Below are 20,462 nucleotides of genomic sequence, written 5' to 3'. Positions count from 1 at the left end.
GATCCGCACATCACAATCAAAAGGAGCCCGACAGTGATCGACACATTCAGCCGAACCGGCCCGCTCATGGAAGCTGCCAGTTACCCCGCCTGGACTCAGCAACTGATCCAGGATTGCAGCGAGAGCAAGCGCCGTGTGGTGGAGCATGAGCTGTACCAGCGCATGCGGGACAACAAGCTCAGCGACAAAGTCATGCGTCAGTACCTGATCGGTGGCTGGCCGGTGGTCGAACAGTTCGCCCTGTACATGGCGCAGAACCTGACCAAGACCCGCTTCGCCCGCCATCCTGGGGAGGATATGGCGCGCCGCTGGCTGATGCGCAACATTCGTGTCGAACTCAATCATGCCGACTATTGGGTGCACTGGAGTCAGGCCCATGGGGTCACCCTGGAAGAGCTGCAGGCCCAGCAGGTGCCACCGGAGTTGCATGCCCTGAGCCACTGGTGCTGGCATAGCAGCTCGGCGGATTCACTGATCGTGGCCATCGCCGCCACCAACTACGCCATCGAAGGGGCAACGGGGGAGTGGTCGGCCTTGGTCTGCTCCAACGGCATCTATGCGGCGTCGTTTCCTGAGGAAGAGCGCAAGCGCGCCATGAAATGGCTGAAGATGCACGCCCAGTACGATGATGCCCACCCTTGGGAGGCGCTGGAAATCATCGTCACCCTGGCCGGATTGAATCCGAGCAAGGCGCTGCAGGCCGAGCTGCGCCAGGCCATCTGCAAGAGCTATGACTATATGTACCTGTTCCTCGAGCGCTGCATGCAACTGGAAAAGACCACGGTAACCCGTGAGCGTCTCGCACTGGCTGAGGGGTAAGGCAGGGCTTCGCGGGCAGCTCGATTGCAGCAGGCTGCGGCTTGCGGTGATGGCGTTGCCCGTGACGTATGGGGCAGGTGAGGCCTTAGCCTATCCCGCCATGGCCAGGCGATTACGTCCTTCGCGTTTGGCCACGTACAGCGCGCTATCGGCGCGGCGCAACAGGCTTTCGGCAGACTCCCCAGGCAACAGCGTCGCGCAACCCAGGCTCACCGTGAGATCGATCATCTGGCCATCGGCGCTATAGTCCCTGGCTTGCGCTGCTTGGCGCAGGCGTTCGCCCACCATCGCTGCGGCTTCGCGTCCGGTATTGGAAAGCAGGATCAGGAATTCTTCCCCGCCAAAGCGGAACACCATGTCCACATTGCGCAACTGCCCCTTGATCGAGGTGGCGACGGCCTTGAGCACTTCATCGCCGGCGCTGTGGCCGTAGTTGTCGTTGATGCGCTTGAAATGGTCGATGTCCAGCATCAGCAATGACAATGGCAGCAGGTGGCGCCGGGCCATTTCGATTTCCCGTTGCAGGGTCTGGTCCATGGCGATGCGGTTGCCGGTATCGGTCAATGGATCGCGCAGGGCGCTGCGGGTAGCAGTGCGGTACAGCAGGGCATTGCGCATCGGGTACAGCAGGCTGGCCAGCAAGGATTCCAGATGACCCTGTTCGGTATCGCTGAAACGCTGGTTGCGGCGAAAGACCAGCTCGCCCATGGGTTCGCCTTCATGGCTCAGGCTGTAGCTGATGGAGTGGTGTCCGCGTTCTCCAAACTCCAGGCGCAGGTCGCTGGGGACGTGCTGGTAGTGCAGGGCGTCGAGGGGCACCAGGCGTTGCACTTCGCGAAAGAACAGGCCGAGGATGCGCTGCGGCTCAAGGCTGGTCTGCAACTGCAAGCCCAGTTGCTGGCGCAATTGTCCGAGGCTGACTGGCTGTTTGATCAGCGGTGACTGCTGGCCAAAGCCCAGGCGTTGCAATTTGGCGCTATCGAAGTCAATTGCGTTGGTCTGGGTGGGTATTTTCATCTGAGCTTGAGCCCCCTGAGCACTGTTTGCGGTGTTGCTGCCTGGGTGAGAGCGGCTCGGAGCTGCGCGTCATACTGTTCCTTCAGTCCCGTAGGACAATCGCGCATATTTTATGCCGCTTCGCCTTTGGCCTTAAAGCCCTCGGCATTCGCCGTCAGCCGCAGTGCCAATGCACTGCGTACTGCCTGTGCTTAGAGCGAAACTCGTGCCATTCGTTTGATCTGAATAAAAGGCCTTTTAATTCAATGGCTTGAAATTCAGACAAATAATGCTGGCGTCGAAACTGACATTTGTTTGGCTTGCAACCCGTGAAGATCAGGGGTTGCCGAGGCGTCGCGACGGTATTCCGGCGCGACGAACGGGAGGGGATTACTGCGCGTCGAAGGCCTGACCGTTGATGCCAGTGCTGTCCGGGCCCATCAGGTACAGGTAGACCGGCATGATTTCTTCCGGTGTCGGGTTGTTGCTGGGGTTTTCCCCCGGGTAGGCCTGGGCCCGCATGCTGGTGCGGGTAGCGCCGGGGTTGATGCTGTTGGCGCGCACCGGGGCCACGGTGTCCAGTTCGTCGGCCAGGGTCTGCATCAGGCCCTCGGTGGCGAACTTGGATACGCCGTAGGCGCCCCAGTAAGCGCGGCCCTTGCGCCCGACACTGCTGGAGGTGAAGACTACCGAGGCGTCCTGGGACAGCTTGAGCAACGGCAGCAGGGTGCTGGTGAGCATGAACATGGCGTTGACGTTGACTTGCATCACCCGCATGAAGTTCTCCCCCGACAGCTGTTCCAGCGGCGTGCGCGGACCAATGATCGAGGCGTTGTGCAGCAGGCCGTCGAGGCGCCCGAACTCGTTCTCGATCATCGCCGCCAACTCGTCGTACTGATGGGGCAGGGCGGTTTCCAGGTTGAACGGGATCACCGCGGGTTGCGGATGCCCGGCGGCCTCGATGGCGTCATAGACCTCGGTCAGGTTGGCTTCGGTCTTGCCCAGCAGCAGCACGGTGGCGCCGTGGGCGGCGAAGGTCTTGGCGGCGGCGGCGCCGATGCCGCGACCGGCGCCGGTGACCAGGATGACCCGGTCCTTGAGCAGTTCGGGGCGGGCGGAATAATCAAACATAAAGGGCCTCAAGATAAATGCGGGCGATGCAGCGGCTCAGCAGCTGCACAGTGCGTTGTCCAATACCTGGCGCAGTTCCAGCGGATGGTCGACCACCACGTCGGCGCCCCAGTGCCGGGGGTTGTCGTCCGGATGGATATAGCCATAGGTCACGGCGGCGGTTCGGGTGCCGGCATCACGGCCGGATTCGATATCCCGCAGATCGTCACCGACGAAGAGCACGCTGGAGGGGTCCAGGTCGAGCATGCGGCAGGCCAGGATCAGCGGCTCGGGATCGGGCTTGCTGTTCTTCACGTGGTCAGGGCAGATCAGCAGGGCCGAGCGTTGGCTCAGGCCCAGTTGCTGCATGATCGGCTCGGCGAAGCGCAGCGGCTTGTTGGTCACCACGCCCCAGATCAGGTTGGCCTTTTCGATATCGGCCAGCAGTTCGCCCATGCCGTCGAACAACTTGCTGTGCACCGCGCAGTGCTTGAGGTAGCGCTCGAGGAACTCCTGGCGCAGTTCCTCGAAGCCCGGGGATTCCGGGTCCATGGCAAAGGTCACGGCCACCATGGCCTTGGCCCCGCCGGAGACTTCATCGCGGATATGCTGGTCGGCGATCGGCGCCAGGCCGCGATCACGGCGCATGCCCTGGCACACCGCGATAAAGTCCGGCGCGGTGTCGAGCAGGGTGCCATCCATGTCGAAAAGAACGGCTCTGATAGCCATGACTCACTCCTCTCGCAGGGTCTGGATCATGTAGTTGACGTCCACGTCCGCAGCCAGCTTGTAGTGCTTGGTCAGCGGGTTGTAGGTCAGGCCGATGATGTCCTTGACGGTCAGGCCGGCGGCGCGGCTCCAGGCGCCCAGTTCCGAGGGACGGATGAATTTCTTGAAATCATGGGTGCCGCGCGGCAGCAGCTTCATGATGTATTCCGCGCCGACAATGGCGAACAGATAGGCCTTGGGGTTGCGGTTGATGGTGGAGAAGAACACCTGGCCGCCGGGCTTGACCATGCGGAAGCAGGCACGGATGACCGAGGATGGGTCGGGCACGTGCTCGAGCATTTCCAGGCAGGTGACCACGTCGAACTGCTCGGGCATTTCCTCGGCCAGGGCCTCGGCGGTGATCTGCCGGTACTCGACATTCACTCCTGATTCCAGTTGGTGCAGTTGCGCCACGGCCAGCGGTGCTTCGCCCATGTCGATACCGGTCACGGTGGCGCCGCGCTGGGCCATGGCTTCACTGAGGATGCCGCCGCCGCAACCGACGTCGAGGACTTTCTTGCCGGCCAGGCCAACCCGCTCGTCGATCCAGTTGACCCGCAGCGGGTTGATGTCGTGCAGCGGCTTGAACTCGCTCTCGCGGTCCCACCAGCGATGGGCCAGGGCTTCGAACTTGGCGATTTCAGCGTGGTCGACGTTGCTCATGGGTAGTGCTCCAAAGCTAAGAAATTCTTTGTTGGGCCTCAAGCTTGTGCTCGGGGCCCGGGTTATTGGCTGTGTCCGCCGATGCGCTGGCCCCAGTCGCGGGCGATGACGCCCAGCTGTTGCTCATCCAGGCGGGTCAGGCGCCCGTCATCCAGCAGTGGCTTGCCGGCGACCCAGACATGCTTCACGCAGTCGCGGCCGCTGGCGTAGATCAGTTGCGACACCGGGTCGTAAATCGGTTGCTGGGCCAGGCCGGAGAGGTCGAAGGCCGCCAGGTCCGCTGCCTTGCCCAGTTCCAGGGAGCCCACTTCGCTCTCCAGGCCCAAGGCCCTGGCGCCATTCAGCGTGGCCATGCGCAGCGCACGATGAGCATCCAGGGCACTGGCCGAACCGGCCACGGCCTTGGCCAGCAGCGCTGCGGTGCGGGTTTCCCCCAGCAGGTCGAGGTCGTTGTTGCTGGCCGCGCCATCGGTGCCCACGGCAACGTTGACGCCGGCCTGCCACAGGCGCTCCACCGGGCAGAAGCCGCTGGCCAGTTTCAGGTTGGACTCCGGGCAATGAATGACGCTGGTGTTGGTTTCTACCAGCAAAGCCAGGTCGTCATCGCTGATTTGGGTCATATGAACGGCCTGGAAGCGCGGCCCCAGCAGGCCCAGCCGAGCCAGGCGCGCCAATGGGCGTTCACCGCACTGGTCCAGGGATTGCTGAACTTCGAAGGCGGTTTCATGCACATGCATGTGGATCGCGGCATCGAGTTCCTCGGCCAGCACGCGGATTTTCTCCAGATTCTGGTCGCCGACCGTGTAGGGCGCATGGGGGCCGAAGGCGATATTGATTCGCGGGTGATGCTTGAGGTCGCCGAACAGCTCCACGCCCTGGCGGATGGCTTCATCGGCGTCATGGGCGCCGGGAATCGGGAAATCCAGGATCGGCATGGCGATCTGCGCGCGGATGCCACTGTTGTGGACACGTTCGCAGGCAACCTTGGGCAGGAAGTACATGTCAGAGAAACAGGTGATGCCGCCCTTGAGCTGTTCGGCGATGGCCAGGTCGGTGCCGTCACGGACGAAGTCTTCGTCGACCCACTTGGCCTCGGCCGGCCAGATATGCTTTTCCAGCCAGGTCATCAGTGGCAGGTCGTCGGCCAAGCCGCGGAACAGGGTCATGGCGGCGTGCCCGTGAGCATTGATCAGCCCGGGGCTGAGCAGCATGCCGGGCAGTTCACGGACTTCACCGGCGCGGCATTTCAGGGCTTCACTGCGTGGGCCGAGGAATGCGATGCGTCCATCGCGAATGCCCAGGCCATGCTCCTTGAGCACCACGCCGGCCGGTTCCACCGGCACCAGCCAGGTCGGAAGCAGCAACAGGTCGAGCACAGTGTCACGGTTCGGCATCGAAAATCGGTCCAAGGCTTCATCTAAAAGATGGCGAAGTATACCCGAGCGTCCTGGCGGGGGGATCGCTATAATCGGCGGCTTTTGTTCATGAGTGCGGGGTGAGGGATGCGCGATCGTCTGTTGGCTGCGGAACAGGTCAAGGCCATTGAATGGCGGGACGGCACTCTGTATTTGCTCGATCAGCGCCATCTGCCCCTGGCGCAGGACTGGATCGCCTGCGATAGCGTGCTGGCGGTGGTCGAGGCGATTCGCTCGATGGCGGTGCGCGGGGCGCCGGCCATTGGTATCAGCGCGGCTTATGCGGTGGTCCTGGCGGCGCGTGCGCGCCTCGCCGCTGGTGGCGACTGGCTGGCGGCGCTGGAGGAGGACTTCACCCTGCTGGCGGGTGCGCGCCCTACCGGCGGCAATCTGTCCTGGGCCTTGAACCGTATGCGTGAGCGCCTGGAGCGCTGCAGGGATCAGGCCGATCCGGCGGCGGCGCTGGAGCTCGAGGCGTTGGCTATTCATGACAGCGATCGCGAGGCCAACCTGACCATGGCCCAGTTTGGCGTCGAGCTGATCCGCCGGCATCAGGGAAACCCCCAGGCCCTGTTGACCCATGGCAATTCCGGCGCCCTGGCCAGCGGCGGTTTCGGCACTGCTCTGGGGGTGATCCGTGGCGCCTGGCTGGAAGGCATGCTGGAGCGGGTGTATGTGGATGAAACCCGGCCCTGGTTGCAGGGATCGCGCCTGACTGCCTGGGAGCTGGCCGGTGACGGTATTCCGCTGACCCTGAATGCCGACGCCGCTGCCGCGCACATCATGAAGACCAAGGGCGTGACCTGGGTGGTGGTCGGGGCCGAGCGAATCGCCGCCAATGGCGATGTGGCGGGCAAGATCGGCACCTACCAACTGGCGGTCAACGCCATGCACCATGGCGTGCGCTTTATGGTGGTGGCTGCCAGTTCGAGCATCGATCTGGGCCTGGCCACCGGCGAGGACATTCCCCTCGAAGAGCGCGACGACAGCGAGTTGCTGGAGGTCGGCGGCCAGCGGCTGGGGGCGCGGGTCGAGGTGTTCAACCCGGTGTTCGATGTCACGCCGGCCGACCTGATCGACGCCATAGTCACCGAGAAAGGCATTGTCGAGCGTCCGGACGCGGCCAAGTTGGCGCAATTGATGTGTCGCAAGCGCTTGCATTGATTCTGTGGCGAAAGGGCCGTTTGAGTCGGGTGGCGCAGAACAGTGGCCGAGTCAGTAAAAACCCTGCAAATGGGTGCGACTTTCGCCTCTGAGCCCCTGTCGTCCCCTTTCAGGCGATCATCGGTCCACTAACTATGCTCCATGCGCATCAGGGGGATAGGTGCGTGGCGGCGATTGTGATAACATCCGGCGGTTTCCAAGGCGGTCCGGTGTGACTGCCTTCACTGCGCAAATCCATGGCTTAACTTGTTGATTTGTCGTAAGTCGGTGCATGGCACTTGGCCTGCAGCGGCGAGCTTCGTTCGTCCCATATGGATGCGGCGAAGTTTCACCAGAAAAAGGAATCAGGCTTCTCATGGGCGAACTGGCCAAAGAAATCCTCCCGGTCAATATCGAAGACGAGCTGAAACAGTCCTACCTCGACTACGCAATGAGCGTAATCGTCGGGCGGGCACTGCCTGATGCGCGCGATGGCTTGAAGCCCGTGCACCGGCGTGTGCTGTACGCGATGAGCGAGCTCGGTAACGACTGGAACAAGCCGTACAAGAAATCTGCCCGTGTCGTCGGTGACGTGATCGGTAAGTATCACCCGCACGGTGATACCGCGGTGTACGACACCATCGTTCGTATGGCCCAGCCATTCTCCCTGCGCTACCTGCTGGTAGACGGCCAGGGCAACTTCGGTTCGGTCGACGGCGACAACGCGGCGGCCATGCGATACACCGAAGTGCGCATGACCAAGCTGGCGCACGAGCTGCTGGCCGACCTGCACAAGGAAACCGTGGACTGGGTGCCGAACTACGACGGCACCGAACTGATCCCGGCGGTCATGCCGACCAAGATCCCCAACCTGCTGGTCAACGGTTCCAGCGGTATCGCCGTGGGCATGGCGACCAACATTCCGCCGCACAACCTGGGCGAGGTCATCGACGGTTGCCTGGCGCTGATCGACAACCCCGAGCTGACTGTCGACGAGTTGATGCAGTACATCCCCGGTCCGGACTTCCCGACCGCGGCGATCATCAACGGCCGTGAAGGCATCATCGAGGCCTACCGTACCGGCCGCGGCCGCATCTACATGCGCGCCCGCTCCACCGTCGAGGACATCGACAAGGTCGGTGGCCGCCAGCAGATCGTCATCACCGAGCTGCCTTACCAGCTGAACAAGGCCCGTTTGATCGAGAAGATCGCCGAGCTGGTGAAAGAGAAGAAGCTGGAAGGCATTACCGAGCTGCGCGACGAGTCCGACAAGGACGGCATGCGCGTGGTCATCGAGCTGCGTCGTGGCGAAGTGCCTGAGGTGATCCTCAACAACCTCTACGCCCAGACCCAGCTACAGGCGGTGTTCGGTATCAACATCGTGGCGCTGATCGATGGCCGGCCGCGGATCCTCAACCTCAAGGACCTGCTGGAAGCCTTCGTGCGTCACCGTCGCGAAGTGGTGACCCGGCGTACCGTGTTCGAGCTGCGCAAGGCCCGTGAACGCGGCCATATCCTTGAAGGCCAGGCGGTTGCCCTGTCCAACATCGACCCGGTGATCGCCCTGATCAAGGCCTCGCCAACCCCGTCGGAAGCCAAGGAAGCGCTGATCAGCACGCCTTGGGAATCCAGTGCGGTGATGACCATGGTGGAGCGTGCCGGCGCCGATTCCTGCCGTCCGGAAAACCTCGATCCGCAATACGGTCTGCGCGATGGCAAGTACTTCCTGTCCCCGGAGCAGGCGCAAGCCATCCTGGAACTGCGTCTGCACCGCCTGACCGGCCTCGAGCACGAAAAGCTGCTGGCCGAGTACCAAGAGATCCTCAACCAGATCGGCGAGCTGATCCGCATCCTCAACAGCGCCACGCGCCTGATGGAAGTGATTCGCGAAGAGCTGGAAGTAATCCGCGCCGAGTACGGCGATGTGCGTCGCACCGAGATTCTCGATGCCCGCCTCGACCTGACCCTGGGCGACATGATCCCCGAAGAAGAGCGCGTGGTGACCATTTCCCACAGCGGCTATGCCAAGACCCAGCCACTGGCGGCCTACCAGGCTCAACGTCGCGGCGGCAAAGGCAAGTCGGCCACCGGCGTCAAGGATGAGGACTACATCGCTCACCTGTTGGTGGCCAACAGCCACACCACGCTGCTGCTGTTCTCCAGCAAGGGCAAGGTGTACTGGCTCAAGACCTACGAGATTCCCGAAGCCTCCCGTGCCGCGCGTGGCCGTCCTCTGGTCAACCTGCTGCCGCTGGACGATGGCGAGTACATCACCACCATGCTGCCGGTGGAGGAATACACCGAAGGTCACTACATCTTCATGGCCACCGCCAACGGCACCGTGAAGAAGACGCCGCTGGAATCCTTCAGCCGTCAGCGCAGCGTGGGCCTGATCGCCCTGGAGCTGGACGAAGGCGACGTGCTGATCAGCGCCGCGATCACCGATGGCGAGCGTGAAGTCATGCTGTTCTCCGATGGTGGCAAGGTGACTCGCTTCAAGGAGTCCGATGTGCGTGCCATGGGCCGTACCGCCCGCGGTGTGCGCGGCATGCGCCTGGGCGAAGGGCAGAAGCTGATCTCCATGCTGATTCCGGAAGAAGGCAGCCAGATCCTTACCGCTTCCGAGCGCGGTTATGGCAAGCGTACCGCCATTGGCGAGTTCCCCGAGTACAAGCGCGGCGGCCAGGGCGTGATCGCCATGGTCAGCAACGAGCGTAACGGTCGCCTGGTGGGCGCGGTGCAGGTGCTGGACGGTGAGGAGATCATGCTGATTTCCGACCAGGGCACCCTGGTGCGTACCCGTGTCGATGAGGTGTCGAGCCTGGGTCGCAATACCCAGGGCGTGACCCTGATCAAGCTGGCCAACGACGAAACCCTGGTGGGCCTGGAGCGGGTGCAGGAGCCATCGGAGGTCGAGGGCGAAGAGTTCGAAGGTGAAGAGGGTGCCGAATTCGATGGGGCCGCGCTGGGTGCGGTGGCCGAATCGGATCAAGCAGCCGATGGTCAACAGGCAGACGCCGCAGACGAAGACGAGTCGCAAGACTAAATAAATCGTAGCAGGGCAGAGTGTTTGCTCTGTCCGCTACCGTGAATGCATAGCGAGAGTGGATGTGAGCAAACGAGCCTATAACTTCTGCGCAGGTCCCGCTGCGCTACCTGAAGCTGTCCTGTTGCGTGCCCAGGCCGAACTGCTGGATTGGCATGGCAAGGGCCTGTCGGTCATGGAGATGAGCCATCGCAGTGACGAGTTCGTCGCCATTGCCAGCAAGGCTGAGCAGGATCTGCGTGATCTGCTGAATATCCCCTCGAACTATAAAGTGCTGTTCCTGCAAGGCGGCGCCAGCCAGCAATTTGCCCAGATTCCCCTGAACCTGCTGCCCGAGGGCGGTCAGGCCGACTATGTCGACACTGGTATCTGGTCGCAGAAAGCCATTGAAGAAGCCTCCCGCTACGGGCAGGTGAATGTGGCGGCCAGCGCCAAGCCTTACGATTACTTCGCGATTCCGGCCCAAAGCGAGTGGCAGCTGTCGAAGGACGCCGCCTACGTGCACTACGCGCCGAACGAAACCATCGGCGGCCTGGAATTCAACTGGATCCCCGAGACCGGTGACGTGCCCCTGGTGGCCGACATGTCTTCCGACATTCTCTCGCGCCCTGTGGATATCTCCCGCTTCGGCATGATCTACGCCGGCGCGCAGAAGAACATCGGCCCCAGCGGCATCCTGGTGAATATCATTCGTGAGGACCTGCTGGGTCGTGCCCGTCCACTGTGCCCGACCATGCTCGACTACAAGGTCGCGGCGGACAACGGCTCGATGTACAACACCCCGCCGACCCTGGCCTGGTACCTGTCCGGCCTGGTGTTCGAGTGGCTCAAGGAGCAGGGTGGTGTGGAAGCCATCGCCAAGCTCAACGACGCCAAGCAGCGCACCCTGTACGACTTCATCGACGCCAGCGGCCTGTACAGCAACCCGATCAACAAGCCCGATCGTTCCTGGATGAACGTGCCGTTCCGCCTGGCTGACGATCGCCTGGACAAGCCATTCCTGGCGGGTGCCGAGGCTCGTGGCCTGCTGAACCTCAAGGGCCACCGTTCGGTGGGCGGCATGCGTGCCTCTATCTACAACGCCGTGGACATCGACGCCGTCAATGCGCTGGTGGCCTACATGGCTGAGTTCGAGAAGGAACATGGCTGATGTCTGAGCAAGAACTCAAGGCCCTGCGCCTGCGCATTGACGCTCTGGACGAGAAGGTCCTGGAGCTGATCAGTGAGCGCGCGCGGTGCGCCCAGGAAGTCGCCCGGGTCAAGATGGCCTCCCTGGCAGAAGGCGAAGTGCCGGTGTTCTACCGTCCCGAGCGTGAGGCTCAGGTGCTCAAGCGGGTGATGGAACGTAACCAGGGCCCGCTGGGCAATGAAGAGATGGCGCGGCTGTTCCGCGAAATCATGTCTTCGTGCCTGGCCCTGGAGCAGCCGCTGAAAGTGGCTTACCTCGGCCCTGAGGGCACCTTCACCCAGGCCGCGGCCATGAAGCACTTCGGTCACGCGGTGATCAGCAAGCCCATGGCAGCGATCGACGAAGTGTTCCGCGAAGTGGCGGCCGGTGCGGTGAATTTCGGCGTGGTGCCAGTGGAGAACTCCACCGAGGGCGCGGTCAACCATACCCTCGACAGTTTCCTCGAGCACGACATGGTGATCTGCGGGGAAGTCGAGTTGCGCATCCACCATCACCTGCTGGTGGGCGAGAACACCAAGACCGACAGCATCAGCCGCATCTATTCCCACGCCCAGTCCCTGGCCCAGTGCCGCAAGTGGCTGGACGCGCATTACCCGAATGTCGAGCGCGTGGCGGTGTCGAGCAACGCCGAGGCGGCCAAGCGCGTCAAGGGTGAGTGGAACTCGGCGGCAATTGCCGGCGATATGGCGGCAGGCCTGTATGGCCTGACCCGTCTGGCGGAAAAGATCGAAGACCGTCCGGACAACTCCACGCGTTTCTTGATGATTGGCAACCAGGAAGTGCCGCCCACCGGCGACGACAAGACTTCGATCATCGTCTCCATGAGCAACAAGCCCGGCGCCCTGCACGAGCTGCTGGTGCCCTTCCACGACAACGGCATCGACCTGACGCGGATCGAGACTCGGCCGTCGCGCAGTGGCAAATGGACCTATGTGTTCTTCATCGACTTCGTCGGCCATCACCGCGATCCGCTGGTCAAGGGCGTGCTGGAGAAGATCAGTCAGGAAGCAGTGGCACTCAAGGTGCTGGGTTCCTACCCGAAAGCGGTTCTCTGAGGCGTTTACAATGAGCGGCGACTTCCTCGCCCTGGCCCAGCCAGGCGTGCAAAAACTTTCGCCTTACGTTCCGGGCAAGCCCGTGGACGAACTGGCCCGTGAGCTGGATCTGGATCCGGCCACCATCGTCAAGCTGGCGAGCAATGAAAACCCGCTGGGCGCCAGCCCCAAGGCGTTGGCGGCGATTCGCGACGAACTGGCGGAGCTGACCCGTTATCCGGATGGCAATGGCTTTGCCCTCAAGTCCCTGCTAGCCGAGCGCTGTGGCGTGGAAATCCCGCAGGTCACTCTGGGTAACGGTTCCAACGATATTCTGGAGCTGGTGGCGCGTGCCTATCTGGCCCCCGGCCTGAATGCGGTGTTCAGCGAGCATGCATTTGCCGTCTATCCGATCGTCACCCAGGCGGTCGGCGCCCAGGCCCATGTGGTTCCGGCCAAAGGCTGGGGGCACGACCTGCCGGCGATGCTCAAGGCAATCGACGCGCAGACTCGCGTGGTGTTCATTGCCAACCCGAACAACCCCACCGGCACCTGGTTCAGCGCCGAGGCGCTGGACGATTTTCTTCAGGATGTGCCGGCCCATGTGCTGGTGGTGCTGGACGAGGCCTATATCGAATACGCCGAGGGCAGTGATCTGCCGGACGGCCTGGACTTCCTGGCGGCCTACCCGAACCTGCTGGTATCGCGGACCTTCTCCAAGGCTTATGGCCTGGCAGCGCTGCGGGTCGGTTATGGCTTGTCCACCGCGGTGGTGGCGGATGTGCTGAACCGGGTGCGCCAGCCGTTCAACGTCAACAGCCTGGCCCTGGCTGCGGCTTGCGCAGCCTTGCAGGACGCCGACTACCTGGCCGAAAGCCGTCGTTTGAACGAGGCGGGCATGCAGCAGCTGGAAGCCGGCTTCGCCGAGCTGGGTTTGAGCTGGATTCCTTCCAGGGGCAACTTCATTGCCGTGGATCTTGGGCGTGAGGCTGCGCCGGTGTTCCAGGGCTTGCTGCAGGAAGGGGTGATCGTGCGGCCGGTGGCCAACTACGGGATGCCCAATCATGTGCGCGTGACCATCGGCTTGCCGGCGGAAAATACTCGTTTCCTAGAGGCTTTGGCCAAGGTTCTGGCTCGTGGTTGATGTTATTCCAATGCAGTCTGTTGTACCTGTGATTGGCCGCCTGGTGGTGGTGGGTCTGGGGTTGATTGGCGGCTCCTTTGCCAAGGGGCTGCGTGAAAGCGGTTTGTGTCGCGAGGTGGTTGGCGTTGATCTGGACCCGCAGTCCCGTCGTTTGGCGGTGGAGCTGGGGGTGGTGGATCGCTGTGAGGAAGATCTGGCCCTGGCTTGCCAGGGCGCCGATGTGATCCAGCTGGCGGTGCCGATCCTAGCCATGGAGAAATTGTTGGCCCTGCTGGCCGGCATGGATCTGGGGCAGGCGGTGCTGACTGATGTCGGCAGTGCCAAGGGCAATGTGGTGCGGGCGGCGCAAGAGGCCTTTGGCGGCATGCCGGCGTGCTTCGTTCCCGGTCATCCGATTGCCGGTTCCGAGCAGAGCGGTGTCGAGGCTTCCAATGCGCAGCTGTTTCGGCGGCACAAGGTGATCCTCACGCCTGTGGAGCAAACCGATCCCGCTGCGCTGGGCCTGGTGGACAGGCTCTGGCGCGAGCTGGGAGCGGATGTCGAGCATATGCAGGTGGCGCGTCACGATGAAGTCCTGGCGGCTACCAGCCACTTGCCGCACCTGCTGGCATTCGGCCTGGTCGACTCACTGGCCAAGCGCAGTGAAAATCTCGATATCTTCCGTTACGCTGCGGGCGGGTTCCGCGATTTCACGAGAATCGCCGGCAGCGACCCGGTCATGTGGCATGACATCTTCCTCGCCAATCGCGAAGCAGTTCTGCGCACACTCGATACATTTCGCAACGACCTCGACGCCCTGCGCGACGCGGTCGATGCAGGGGACGGGCATCAATTGCTGGGCGTATTCACTCGCGCCCGGGTTGCCCGCGAGCATTTCGGTACAATCCTGGCCCGCCGGGCCTATGTGGACGCTATGAACTCCAACGATCTGATTTTCCTGGCAAATCCTGGTGGCCGCCTGTCTGGGCGGATTCGTGTACCGGGCGACAAATCGATTTCCCACCGTTCGATCATGCTCGGCTCCCTGGCCGAGGGCACCACTGAAGTCGAAGGCTTCCTCGAGGGTGAAGATGCCCTGGCGACGCTGCAGGCCTTCCGCGACATGGGGGTGGTCATCGAAGGTCCGCACCATGGTCGCGTGACCATTCACGGTGTAGGGCTGCATGGCTTGAAGCCAGCGCCGGGCCCGATCTACCTGGGTAACTCCGGCACTTCGATGCGCCTGCTCTCTGGCCTGCTGGCGGCGCAGGATTTCGACAGCACCCTGACGGGCGACCCTTCGCTGTCCAAGCGTCCGATGAATCGTGTGGCCAACCCTTTGCGGGAAATGGGCGCAGTGATTGAGACCGCGGCCGAAGGTCGTCCGCCCATGGTGATTCGCGGTGGTCACAAGCTCAAGGGGCTGACCTACACGTTGCCGATGGCCAGTGCCCAGGTGAAATCCTGCCTGCTGCTGGCGGGCCTGTACGCCGACGGCAAGACCACTGTGACCGAGCCGGCGCCAACCCGCGACCATACGGAGCGCATGCTGCGTGGTTTCGGTTATTCGGTAAGCGTCGAGGGGGCAACGGCTTCGGTTGAGTCGGGTGGCAAGCTCAAGGCGACCCATATCGAGGTGCCTGCGGACATTTCTTCCGCGGCCTTCTTCCTGGTGGCGGCATCGATCGCCGAAGGTTCGGAGTTGGTGCTGGAGCACGTCGGGATCAATCCGACCCGTACTGGCGTGATCGATATCCTGCGGTTGATGGGGGCTGATATACGCCTGGAGAACCAGCGCGAAGTAGGCGGCGAGCCGGTTGCCGACCTGCATGTGCGTGCCGCCAAGCTCAAGGGGATCGAGATCCCTGAAGAGCTGGTGCCGCTGGCCATCGACGAATTCCCTGTGCTGTTCGTGGCTGCCGCCTGCGCTGAAGGGCGTACTGTGCTGCGCGGCGCTGAAGAGCTGCGGGTCAAGGAGTCGGACCGTATCCAGGTGATGGCTGATGGTTTGCTGGCCCTTGGGGTCAAGTGCGAGCCGACTGCGGACGGCATCATCATCGATGGTGGCCAGATTGGCGGGGGCGAGGTGCATGGTCATGGTGATCATCGGATCGCCATGGCCTTCAGCGTTGCCTCGTTGCGTGCTAAAGCGCCGATTCGCATTCATGATTGCGCCAACGTCGCTACTTCGTTCCCGAACTTCCTCGCGCTGTGTGCGCAGGTGGGAATTCGTGTCGCACAAGAGGCTCAATCGTGAATATCAAGGCGCCTGTGATCACCATCGATGGGCCAAGCGGTTCGGGCAAGGGCACCATCGCCGGCAAGCTGGCCGAGCATCTGGGCTGGTGTCTGCTGGATTCTGGCGCCTTGTATCGGTTGCTGGCGTTCGCTGCACGCAATCATGGCGTGGACCTGACCAACGAAGAATCGCTGAAGCTGTTGGCGGCTCACCTTGATGTGCAGTTTTTGGGGGCGACCGAAAGTCATCCGCAGCGAATCATCCTGGAAGGGGATGATGTGACCGATGACTTGCGTAACGAGCAGGTCGGTGCCTGGGCATCCCAGGTGGCGGCATTGCCGGCCGTACGCGATGCCTTGTTGCAGCGCCAGCGCGCATTTCAGGAGCCACCGGGCCTGGTTGCCGACGGTCGCGATATGGGCACCGTGGTATTTCCCGACGCACCCTTGAAGATCTTCCTGACAGCCAGCGCCGAGGAACGTGCGCGCCGCCGTTACTTGCAGTTGAAGGGAAAAGTCGATGGTGTTAGTCTGTCGAGTCTGCTAGATGAGATCCGTGCGCGTGATGAGCGCGACACCCAGCGCGCAGTAGCCCCGCTCAAGCCGGCGGCTGATGCCATACAGCTGGATTCCACGGAGTTGTCCATCGATCAGGTGTTGCAACGCATCTTGAGCGAGATCGCCATTCGCGATATCGCCGGGTGAACAAGGAAGATCGCGGGGGACCAGTCATAGTCCTGCGGTCTTTCTTTTATATGAACGTAACCCACATTGTCTGGAATGTGGCAGATGGGCGGATTTTCGCCCTTATCAACAGGAATCAAAATGAGCGAAAGCTTTGCGGAACTCTTTGAAGAAAGCCTAAAAACCCTGAACCTTCAGGCAGGCTCCATCATCACCGGTGTTATCGTCGACATCGACTACCAAGCGCGTTGGGTAACCGTTCACGCTGGTCTGAAGTCTGAAGCACTGATCCCGCTTGAGCAGTTCTACAACGATGCTGGCGAACTGTCCATCAATGTAGGTGATGAAGTTCACGTTGCTCTGGACTCGGTTGAAGACGGCTTTGGTGAAACCAAGCTCTCCCGTGAAAAAGCCAAGCGCGCTGAATGCTGGATCGTTCTGGAAGCAGCCTTCGCAGCCGAAGAAGTGGTCAAGGGCGTTATCAACGGTAAGGTTAAGGGCGGCTTCACTGTCGACGTTAACGGCATCCGTGCGTTCCTGCCAGGTTCTCTGGTTGACGTCCGTCCAGTTCGCGACACTACGCACCTGGAAGGCAAAGAGCTCGAGTTTAAAGTCATCAAACTCGACCAGAAACGCAACAACGTTGTCGTTTCCCGTCGCAGCGTCCTCGAAGCCGAGAACTCCGCCGAGCGTGAAGCTCTGCTGGAATCCCTGCAGGAAGGTCAGCAAGTCAAAGGTATCGTCAAGAACCTCACCGACTACGGCGCATTCGTTGATCTGGGCGGCGTTGATGGCCTGCTGCACATCACCGACATGGCTTGGAAACGCATCAAGCATCCTTCCGAAATCGTCAATGTTGGCGACGAGATCGATGTCAAGGTTCTGAAGTACGATCGCGAGCGCAATCGTGTTTCCCTGGGCCTGAAGCAACTGGGTGAAGATCCATGGGTTGCTATCAAAGCTCGTTACCCAGAAAGCACTCGCGTTACCGCTCGTGTAACCAACCTGACCGACTACGGCTGCTTCGCTGAGCTGGAAGAAGGCGTTGAAGGTCTGGTTCACGTTTCGGAAATGGACTGGACCAACAAGAACATCCACCCTTCGAAAGTCGTACAAGTCGGCGACGAAGTGGAAGTTATGGTTCTGGACATCGACGAAGAGCGTCGTCGTATCTCCCTCGGCATCAAGCAGTGCAAGTCCAACCCATGGGAAGACTTCTCTGGCCAGTTCAACAAGGGCGATAAGATCTCCGGCACCATCAAGTCGATCACCGACTTCGGTATCTTCATCGGCCTGGACGGCGGCATCGACGGTCTGGTTCACCTGTCCGACATCTCCTGGAACGAAGTGGGCGAAGAAGCCGTACGCCGCTTCAAGAAGGGCGACGAGCTGGACACCGTTATCCTGTCTGTTGACCCAGAGCGTGAGCGCATCTCCCTGGGTATCAAGCAGCTGGAAAGCGATCCGTTCTCCGAGTACGTACAAGAGAACGACAAAGGTGCAATCGTTAAGGGTGTAGTAAAAGAAGTTGACGCCAAAGGCGCCATCATCACCCTGGCTAACGACATCGAAGCTACTCTGAAAGCCTCCGAAATCAGCCGTGACCGCATCGAAGATGCGCGCAATGTGCTGAAAGAAGGCGAAGAAGTTGAAGCCAAGATCATCAGCGTTGACCGTAAGAGCCGTGTAATCCAGCTGTCGATCAAGTCGAAAGACGTTGAAGACGAGAAAGAAGCTATCCAGAGCCTGCGCGACAAGCCAGCTGCTTCGGATATCGCTGCTGGTCCTACCACTCTGGGTGACTTGCTGCGTGCACAGATGGAAAAGCAGAACTAAGTTCTGTCAGACCATGAAAAAGGGCGACTTCGGTCGCCCTTTTTTGTGTCTGTAAATACTCGAGGAGAGCGGGGAAACCAACCCGTCGTGTGGATTGTCTCTTTCTTAGGTGAGTTAATCATATCTATAGGTCTAATCTTGGCTTAATTGGTGCGTTGTTCGAGCGGCTTGAGTCGCCGTAAGGAAGAGCATGAGCAGGTTGAGTGCAATTGTTTTGGTTCTTCTCCTGGTTGGATGTGCTACCAATGTAAAAACCCATGCTTTTCGTGGGGTCAGTGGTGTAGAAATCGATTGCTCGGGGCTGGGAGGGGGCTGGGAAAACTGCTATCAGCGGGCGGCGCTTGAGTGTAAGGGCGAGGGTTACAAGGTTATTGCCAAGTCCAGCGACGCCAAGGAGGAGGAGGGGGATTATCCTTTCGGTTGGAATCCTGCAGGCTACTTAACGCGGACCATGCTTGTGATGTGTCGTTAAGTCGTGCCTGGTCTTTGCGGCTGCAAAAATGGAGAGGGAGTTTGAGTCGGCAAGTCGGTACCTGGGCTGTTCAAAACCCTCAGGGCATGCTAAAACCTTCTGAGCACTTGACCTAGCTGCTTGAAAAAGAAGGGAAAAACATGACGAAGTCGGAGTTGATCGAACGAATTGTCACCCATCAAGGGCTGCTGTCATCCAAGGATGTCGAGTTGGCCATCAAGACGATGCTTGAGCAAATGTCTCAGTGTCTAGCTACTGGTGATCGTATTGAGATTCGTGGGTTTGGTAGTTTTTCGCTTCACTATCGTGCTCCTCGTGTTGGACGTAATCCGAAGACGGGTCAGTCGGTGAGCCTGGATGGCAAGTTTGTTCCCCATTTCAAACCAGGTAAAGAGCTTCGTGATCGTGTGAATGAGGAAGAAGGTAACGATCTTTAATTATGGTGTTCTCTACCGGCTTGATCCTATAGGTGTCTCTGTAGCTGATTGTCTATTCAAGAGTTATTTGCTCTCTAGATTTTGTATTGCGTGTACGCTAAGTAGCGTCATTTTTTTGTAGTTGCGCCAGATGGGGCCTCTTTTGGTGTCCTGCTCATCCAGGCTTTCGTCTGGTTTGATTGACCCATTGATCCTTCAGTCTTGTTTTGGGTCGGACTGACTGCTTCTTAGCCATTGGATGCAATGGTATCTGTTTATCTTTCGATTGAATCCTGTCTGGCTTTTCGTGGCTCGCGTTGGACTAACGTGAACGCTGCGCAGATTCAGGCTGCGTATTCACCTGGTTTTTCTGGGTAATGTGGTCTATCCGTTACCCGAAAGCGCATAATGCGATTTTGAGTGTTTCAGATGTCACCGTGTGGCGTCATTTTGAGAAGGTACGCTAGGTAATGGGCAGGATCCTTTTGACAGGAGCATCCGGGTTTGTCGGGGGCGCTATTCATGAGTATTTATCCAACAGCTCGACTCATAAACTAACCGTTGCGCTACGCAGGCCGATGTCAAGCTTGCCAGTGACTACCACCCTTGCCCAAATTGATCAGATTGATGGTGTTACTGATTGGAGTCGAGCGTTGCTTGATTCTGATGTGGTGATACATGCTGCCGCTCGTGTACATGTGATGCAGGAGTCTTCTACTGATCCGCTTACCTCATTTCGAAAGGTTAATGTCGAAGGTACGCTGAACCTGGCCCGTCAAGCTGCTGAAAAAGGTGTGCGTCGGTTTATTTTTATCAGCTCTATCAAGGTCAACGGCGAAGAAACATCATTGGGTGTTCCATATACCGCCTGTGCTGAACCCGCTCCAGCAGACCCATATGGAATTTCCAAGATGGAGGCGGAGAAAGGGCTTATGCGCATCGCTTCCGAGTCTGGAATGGAGGTGGTGATCATTCGCCCTCCGCTCGTTTATGGTCCTGGAGTCAAAGCCAACTTTTTCAATATGATGAAGTGGTTATATAGAGGAGTGCCTTTGCCCTTTGGGGCTATATGTAATAGTCGGAGCTTGGTGGCGTTGGACAATCTGGTCGACTTTGTTGTCACGTGCATTGACCACCCTAAGGCAGCCAATCAAGTTTTTTTGGTTAGCGACGGTGACGATCTTTCCACTACTGAGTTGCTGAAAAAAATGGGGCGAGCGTTGGGTAAGCCCGCACGCTTGTTACCAGTGCCCAGTGGGGTCTTGACGCTTGCTGCGACTTTGTTGGGTAAAAAGACGCTCTCTCAGCGTCTATGTGGTTCTCTTCAGGTAGATATCACAAAAAACCGTGAGTTGTTGAATTGGCTTCCTCCGGTCACTGTGGAAACCGAACTTGATGCTGTAGCCAAGGACTTTCTTGATAAGCATGTCTGAACTCCATAAGTGAATTTGTTTGCTTGTGAGTATTTAAGTTGCGGGTTGGCTGGGTTTGCCCGCATTCAAATTTAGGA

17 protein-coding genes are annotated in these 20,462 nt (G+C 60.1%); 12 read left to right on the top strand and 5 right to left on the bottom strand.

The features are described 5' to 3' along the window. The first annotated feature begins 66 nt into the window (after positions 1 to 66). Positions 67 to 819, top strand: coding sequence for a TenA family transcriptional regulator (locus tag J4P02_RS13385; RefSeq protein ID WP_426190924.1), 753 nt, complete (start codon positions 67 to 69; stop codon positions 817 to 819). Positions 820 to 909: 90 nt separating this feature from the next. Here the strand turns inward: J4P02_RS13385 and J4P02_RS13380 are convergent, their stop codons facing one another. The 5 genes from J4P02_RS13380 to J4P02_RS13360 all read right to left on the bottom strand — a co-directional run bounded on the left by J4P02_RS13380 (position 910) and on the right by J4P02_RS13360 (position 5,750). Then, positions 910 to 1,836 (bottom strand): GGDEF domain-containing protein, encoded by a 927-nt coding sequence (locus J4P02_RS13380; RefSeq protein ID WP_426190922.1) that lies wholly within the window; start codon positions 1,834 to 1,836, stop codon positions 910 to 912. Positions 1,837 to 2,205: 369 nt separating this feature from the next. Next, the gene (locus tag J4P02_RS13375) at positions 2,206 to 2,946 is read right to left on the bottom strand and encodes a YciK family oxidoreductase (RefSeq protein WP_426190920.1); all 741 of its coding nucleotides are present in this window, start codon (positions 2,944 to 2,946) and stop codon (positions 2,206 to 2,208) included. A gap of 36 nt (positions 2,947 to 2,982) precedes the next feature. Then, positions 2,983 to 3,654, bottom strand: coding sequence for an N-acetylmuramic acid 6-phosphate phosphatase MupP (gene mupP, locus J4P02_RS13370; protein WP_426190918.1), 672 nt, complete (start codon positions 3,652 to 3,654; stop codon positions 2,983 to 2,985). A 3-nt stretch (positions 3,655 to 3,657) separates the two neighbouring features. Continuing rightward, positions 3,658 to 4,356 (bottom strand): bifunctional 2-polyprenyl-6-hydroxyphenol methylase/3-demethylubiquinol 3-O-methyltransferase UbiG, encoded by a 699-nt coding sequence (gene ubiG / locus J4P02_RS13365; protein ID WP_022640126.1) that lies wholly within the window; start codon positions 4,354 to 4,356, stop codon positions 3,658 to 3,660. Positions 4,357 to 4,418: 62 nt separating this feature from the next. After that, a complete protein-coding gene (locus tag J4P02_RS13360; protein ID WP_426190916.1) occupies positions 4,419 to 5,750 on the bottom strand; it encodes a TRZ/ATZ family hydrolase in 1,332 nt (443 codons plus the stop codon). Positions 5,751 to 5,858: 108 nt separating this feature from the next. Here J4P02_RS13360 and mtnA point away from each other — a divergent pair, with 108 nt between their 5' ends. From mtnA to J4P02_RS13305, 11 genes are all read left to right on the top strand, one after another. Next, positions 5,859 to 6,935 carry an S-methyl-5-thioribose-1-phosphate isomerase gene (mtnA, locus tag J4P02_RS13355; protein WP_426190914.1) on the top strand — a complete coding sequence of 359 codons (1,077 nt, stop codon included), beginning with the start codon at positions 5,859 to 5,861 and terminating at the stop codon, positions 6,933 to 6,935. 355 nt (positions 6,936 to 7,290) lie between these two features. Beyond that, positions 7,291 to 9,960 carry a DNA gyrase subunit A gene (gyrA, locus tag J4P02_RS13350; RefSeq protein WP_426190912.1) on the top strand — a complete coding sequence of 890 codons (2,670 nt, stop codon included), beginning with the start codon at positions 7,291 to 7,293 and terminating at the stop codon, positions 9,958 to 9,960. Positions 9,961 to 10,024: 64 nt separating this feature from the next. Continuing rightward, positions 10,025 to 11,110, top strand: a complete 1,086-nt coding sequence (gene serC, locus J4P02_RS13345) for a 3-phosphoserine/phosphohydroxythreonine transaminase (protein ID WP_426190910.1) — start codon at positions 10,025 to 10,027, stop codon at positions 11,108 to 11,110. Next, positions 11,110 to 12,204: a prephenate dehydratase gene (gene pheA / locus J4P02_RS13340; protein ID WP_007939916.1), complete on the top strand. Its 1,095-nt coding sequence runs from the start codon at positions 11,110 to 11,112 to the stop codon at positions 12,202 to 12,204. Before serC ends, pheA begins: the two co-directional genes overlap by 1 nt. A 10-nt stretch (positions 12,205 to 12,214) precedes the next feature. Continuing rightward, positions 12,215 to 13,327 carry a histidinol-phosphate transaminase gene (gene hisC / locus J4P02_RS13335; protein ID WP_426190908.1) on the top strand — a complete coding sequence of 371 codons (1,113 nt, stop codon included), beginning with the start codon at positions 12,215 to 12,217 and terminating at the stop codon, positions 13,325 to 13,327. A 28-nt stretch (positions 13,328 to 13,355) separates the two neighbouring features. Continuing rightward, complete coding sequence (locus J4P02_RS13330; protein WP_426191094.1) at positions 13,356 to 15,563, top strand: bifunctional prephenate dehydrogenase/3-phosphoshikimate 1-carboxyvinyltransferase; 2,208 nt, start codon at positions 13,356 to 13,358, stop codon at positions 15,561 to 15,563. Then, positions 15,560 to 16,249, top strand: a complete 690-nt coding sequence (cmk, locus tag J4P02_RS13325; RefSeq protein WP_426190906.1) for a (d)CMP kinase — start codon at positions 15,560 to 15,562, stop codon at positions 16,247 to 16,249. The genes J4P02_RS13330 and cmk overlap by 4 nt, the downstream gene beginning before the upstream one ends. Before the next feature lie 120 nt (positions 16,250 to 16,369). Continuing rightward, positions 16,370 to 18,064: a 30S ribosomal protein S1 gene (gene rpsA, locus J4P02_RS13320; RefSeq protein WP_007931318.1), complete on the top strand. Its 1,695-nt coding sequence runs from the start codon at positions 16,370 to 16,372 to the stop codon at positions 18,062 to 18,064. A gap of 190 nt (positions 18,065 to 18,254) precedes the next feature. Then, the gene (locus tag J4P02_RS13315; RefSeq protein ID WP_426190903.1) at positions 18,255 to 18,536 is read left to right on the top strand and encodes a hypothetical protein; all 282 of its coding nucleotides are present in this window, start codon (positions 18,255 to 18,257) and stop codon (positions 18,534 to 18,536) included. Positions 18,537 to 18,676: 140 nt separating this feature from the next. After that, positions 18,677 to 18,973, top strand: a complete 297-nt coding sequence (ihfB, locus tag J4P02_RS13310; protein ID WP_426190901.1) for an integration host factor subunit beta — start codon at positions 18,677 to 18,679, stop codon at positions 18,971 to 18,973. 449 nt (positions 18,974 to 19,422) lie between these two features. Further along, positions 19,423 to 20,385 (top strand): UDP-glucose 4-epimerase family protein, encoded by a 963-nt coding sequence (locus J4P02_RS13305; protein WP_426190899.1) that lies wholly within the window; start codon positions 19,423 to 19,425, stop codon positions 20,383 to 20,385. Positions 20,386 to 20,462: the final 77 nt, after the last annotated feature.

It is taken from the genome of Pseudomonas sp. NFXW11, from assembly GCF_049887815.1.
GTDB lineage: Bacteria > Pseudomonadota > Gammaproteobacteria > Pseudomonadales > Pseudomonadaceae > Aquipseudomonas.
The sequence above is the reverse complement of the archived record's forward strand: the minus strand, read 5'-3'. Positions and strand labels throughout refer to the sequence as shown.

What these genes read in the sequence shown, in the direction of transcription:
- J4P02_RS13385 (WP_426190924.1), top strand. Translation starts at nt 67, where the DNA reads ATGGAAGCTGCCAGTTACCCCGCCTGGACTCAGCAACTGATCCAGGAT.
- J4P02_RS13380 (WP_426190922.1), bottom strand. Translation starts at nt 1,836, where the DNA reads ATGAAAATACCCACCCAGACCAACGCAATTGACTTCGATAGCGCCAAA.
- J4P02_RS13375 (WP_426190920.1), bottom strand. Translation starts at nt 2,946, where the DNA reads ATGTTTGATTATTCCGCCCGCCCCGAACTGCTCAAGGACCGGGTCATC.
- mupP (WP_426190918.1), bottom strand. Translation starts at nt 3,654, where the DNA reads ATGGCTATCAGAGCCGTTCTTTTCGACATGGATGGCACCCTGCTCGAC.
- ubiG (WP_022640126.1), bottom strand. Translation starts at nt 4,356, where the DNA reads ATGAGCAACGTCGACCACGCTGAAATCGCCAAGTTCGAAGCCCTGGCC.
- J4P02_RS13360 (WP_426190916.1), bottom strand. Translation starts at nt 5,750, where the DNA reads ATGCCGAACCGTGACACTGTGCTCGACCTGTTGCTGCTTCCGACCTGG.
- mtnA (WP_426190914.1), top strand. Translation starts at nt 5,859, where the DNA reads ATGCGCGATCGTCTGTTGGCTGCGGAACAGGTCAAGGCCATTGAATGG.
- gyrA (WP_426190912.1), top strand. Translation starts at nt 7,291, where the DNA reads ATGGGCGAACTGGCCAAAGAAATCCTCCCGGTCAATATCGAAGACGAG.
- pheA (WP_007939916.1), top strand. Translation starts at nt 11,110, where the DNA reads ATGTCTGAGCAAGAACTCAAGGCCCTGCGCCTGCGCATTGACGCTCTG.
- hisC (WP_426190908.1), top strand. Translation starts at nt 12,215, where the DNA reads ATGAGCGGCGACTTCCTCGCCCTGGCCCAGCCAGGCGTGCAAAAACTT.
- rpsA (WP_007931318.1), top strand. Translation starts at nt 16,370, where the DNA reads ATGAGCGAAAGCTTTGCGGAACTCTTTGAAGAAAGCCTAAAAACCCTG.
- J4P02_RS13315 (WP_426190903.1), top strand. Translation starts at nt 18,255, where the DNA reads ATGAGCAGGTTGAGTGCAATTGTTTTGGTTCTTCTCCTGGTTGGATGT.
- ihfB (WP_426190901.1), top strand. Translation starts at nt 18,677, where the DNA reads ATGACGAAGTCGGAGTTGATCGAACGAATTGTCACCCATCAAGGGCTG.
- J4P02_RS13305 (WP_426190899.1), top strand. Translation starts at nt 19,423, where the DNA reads ATGGGCAGGATCCTTTTGACAGGAGCATCCGGGTTTGTCGGGGGCGCT.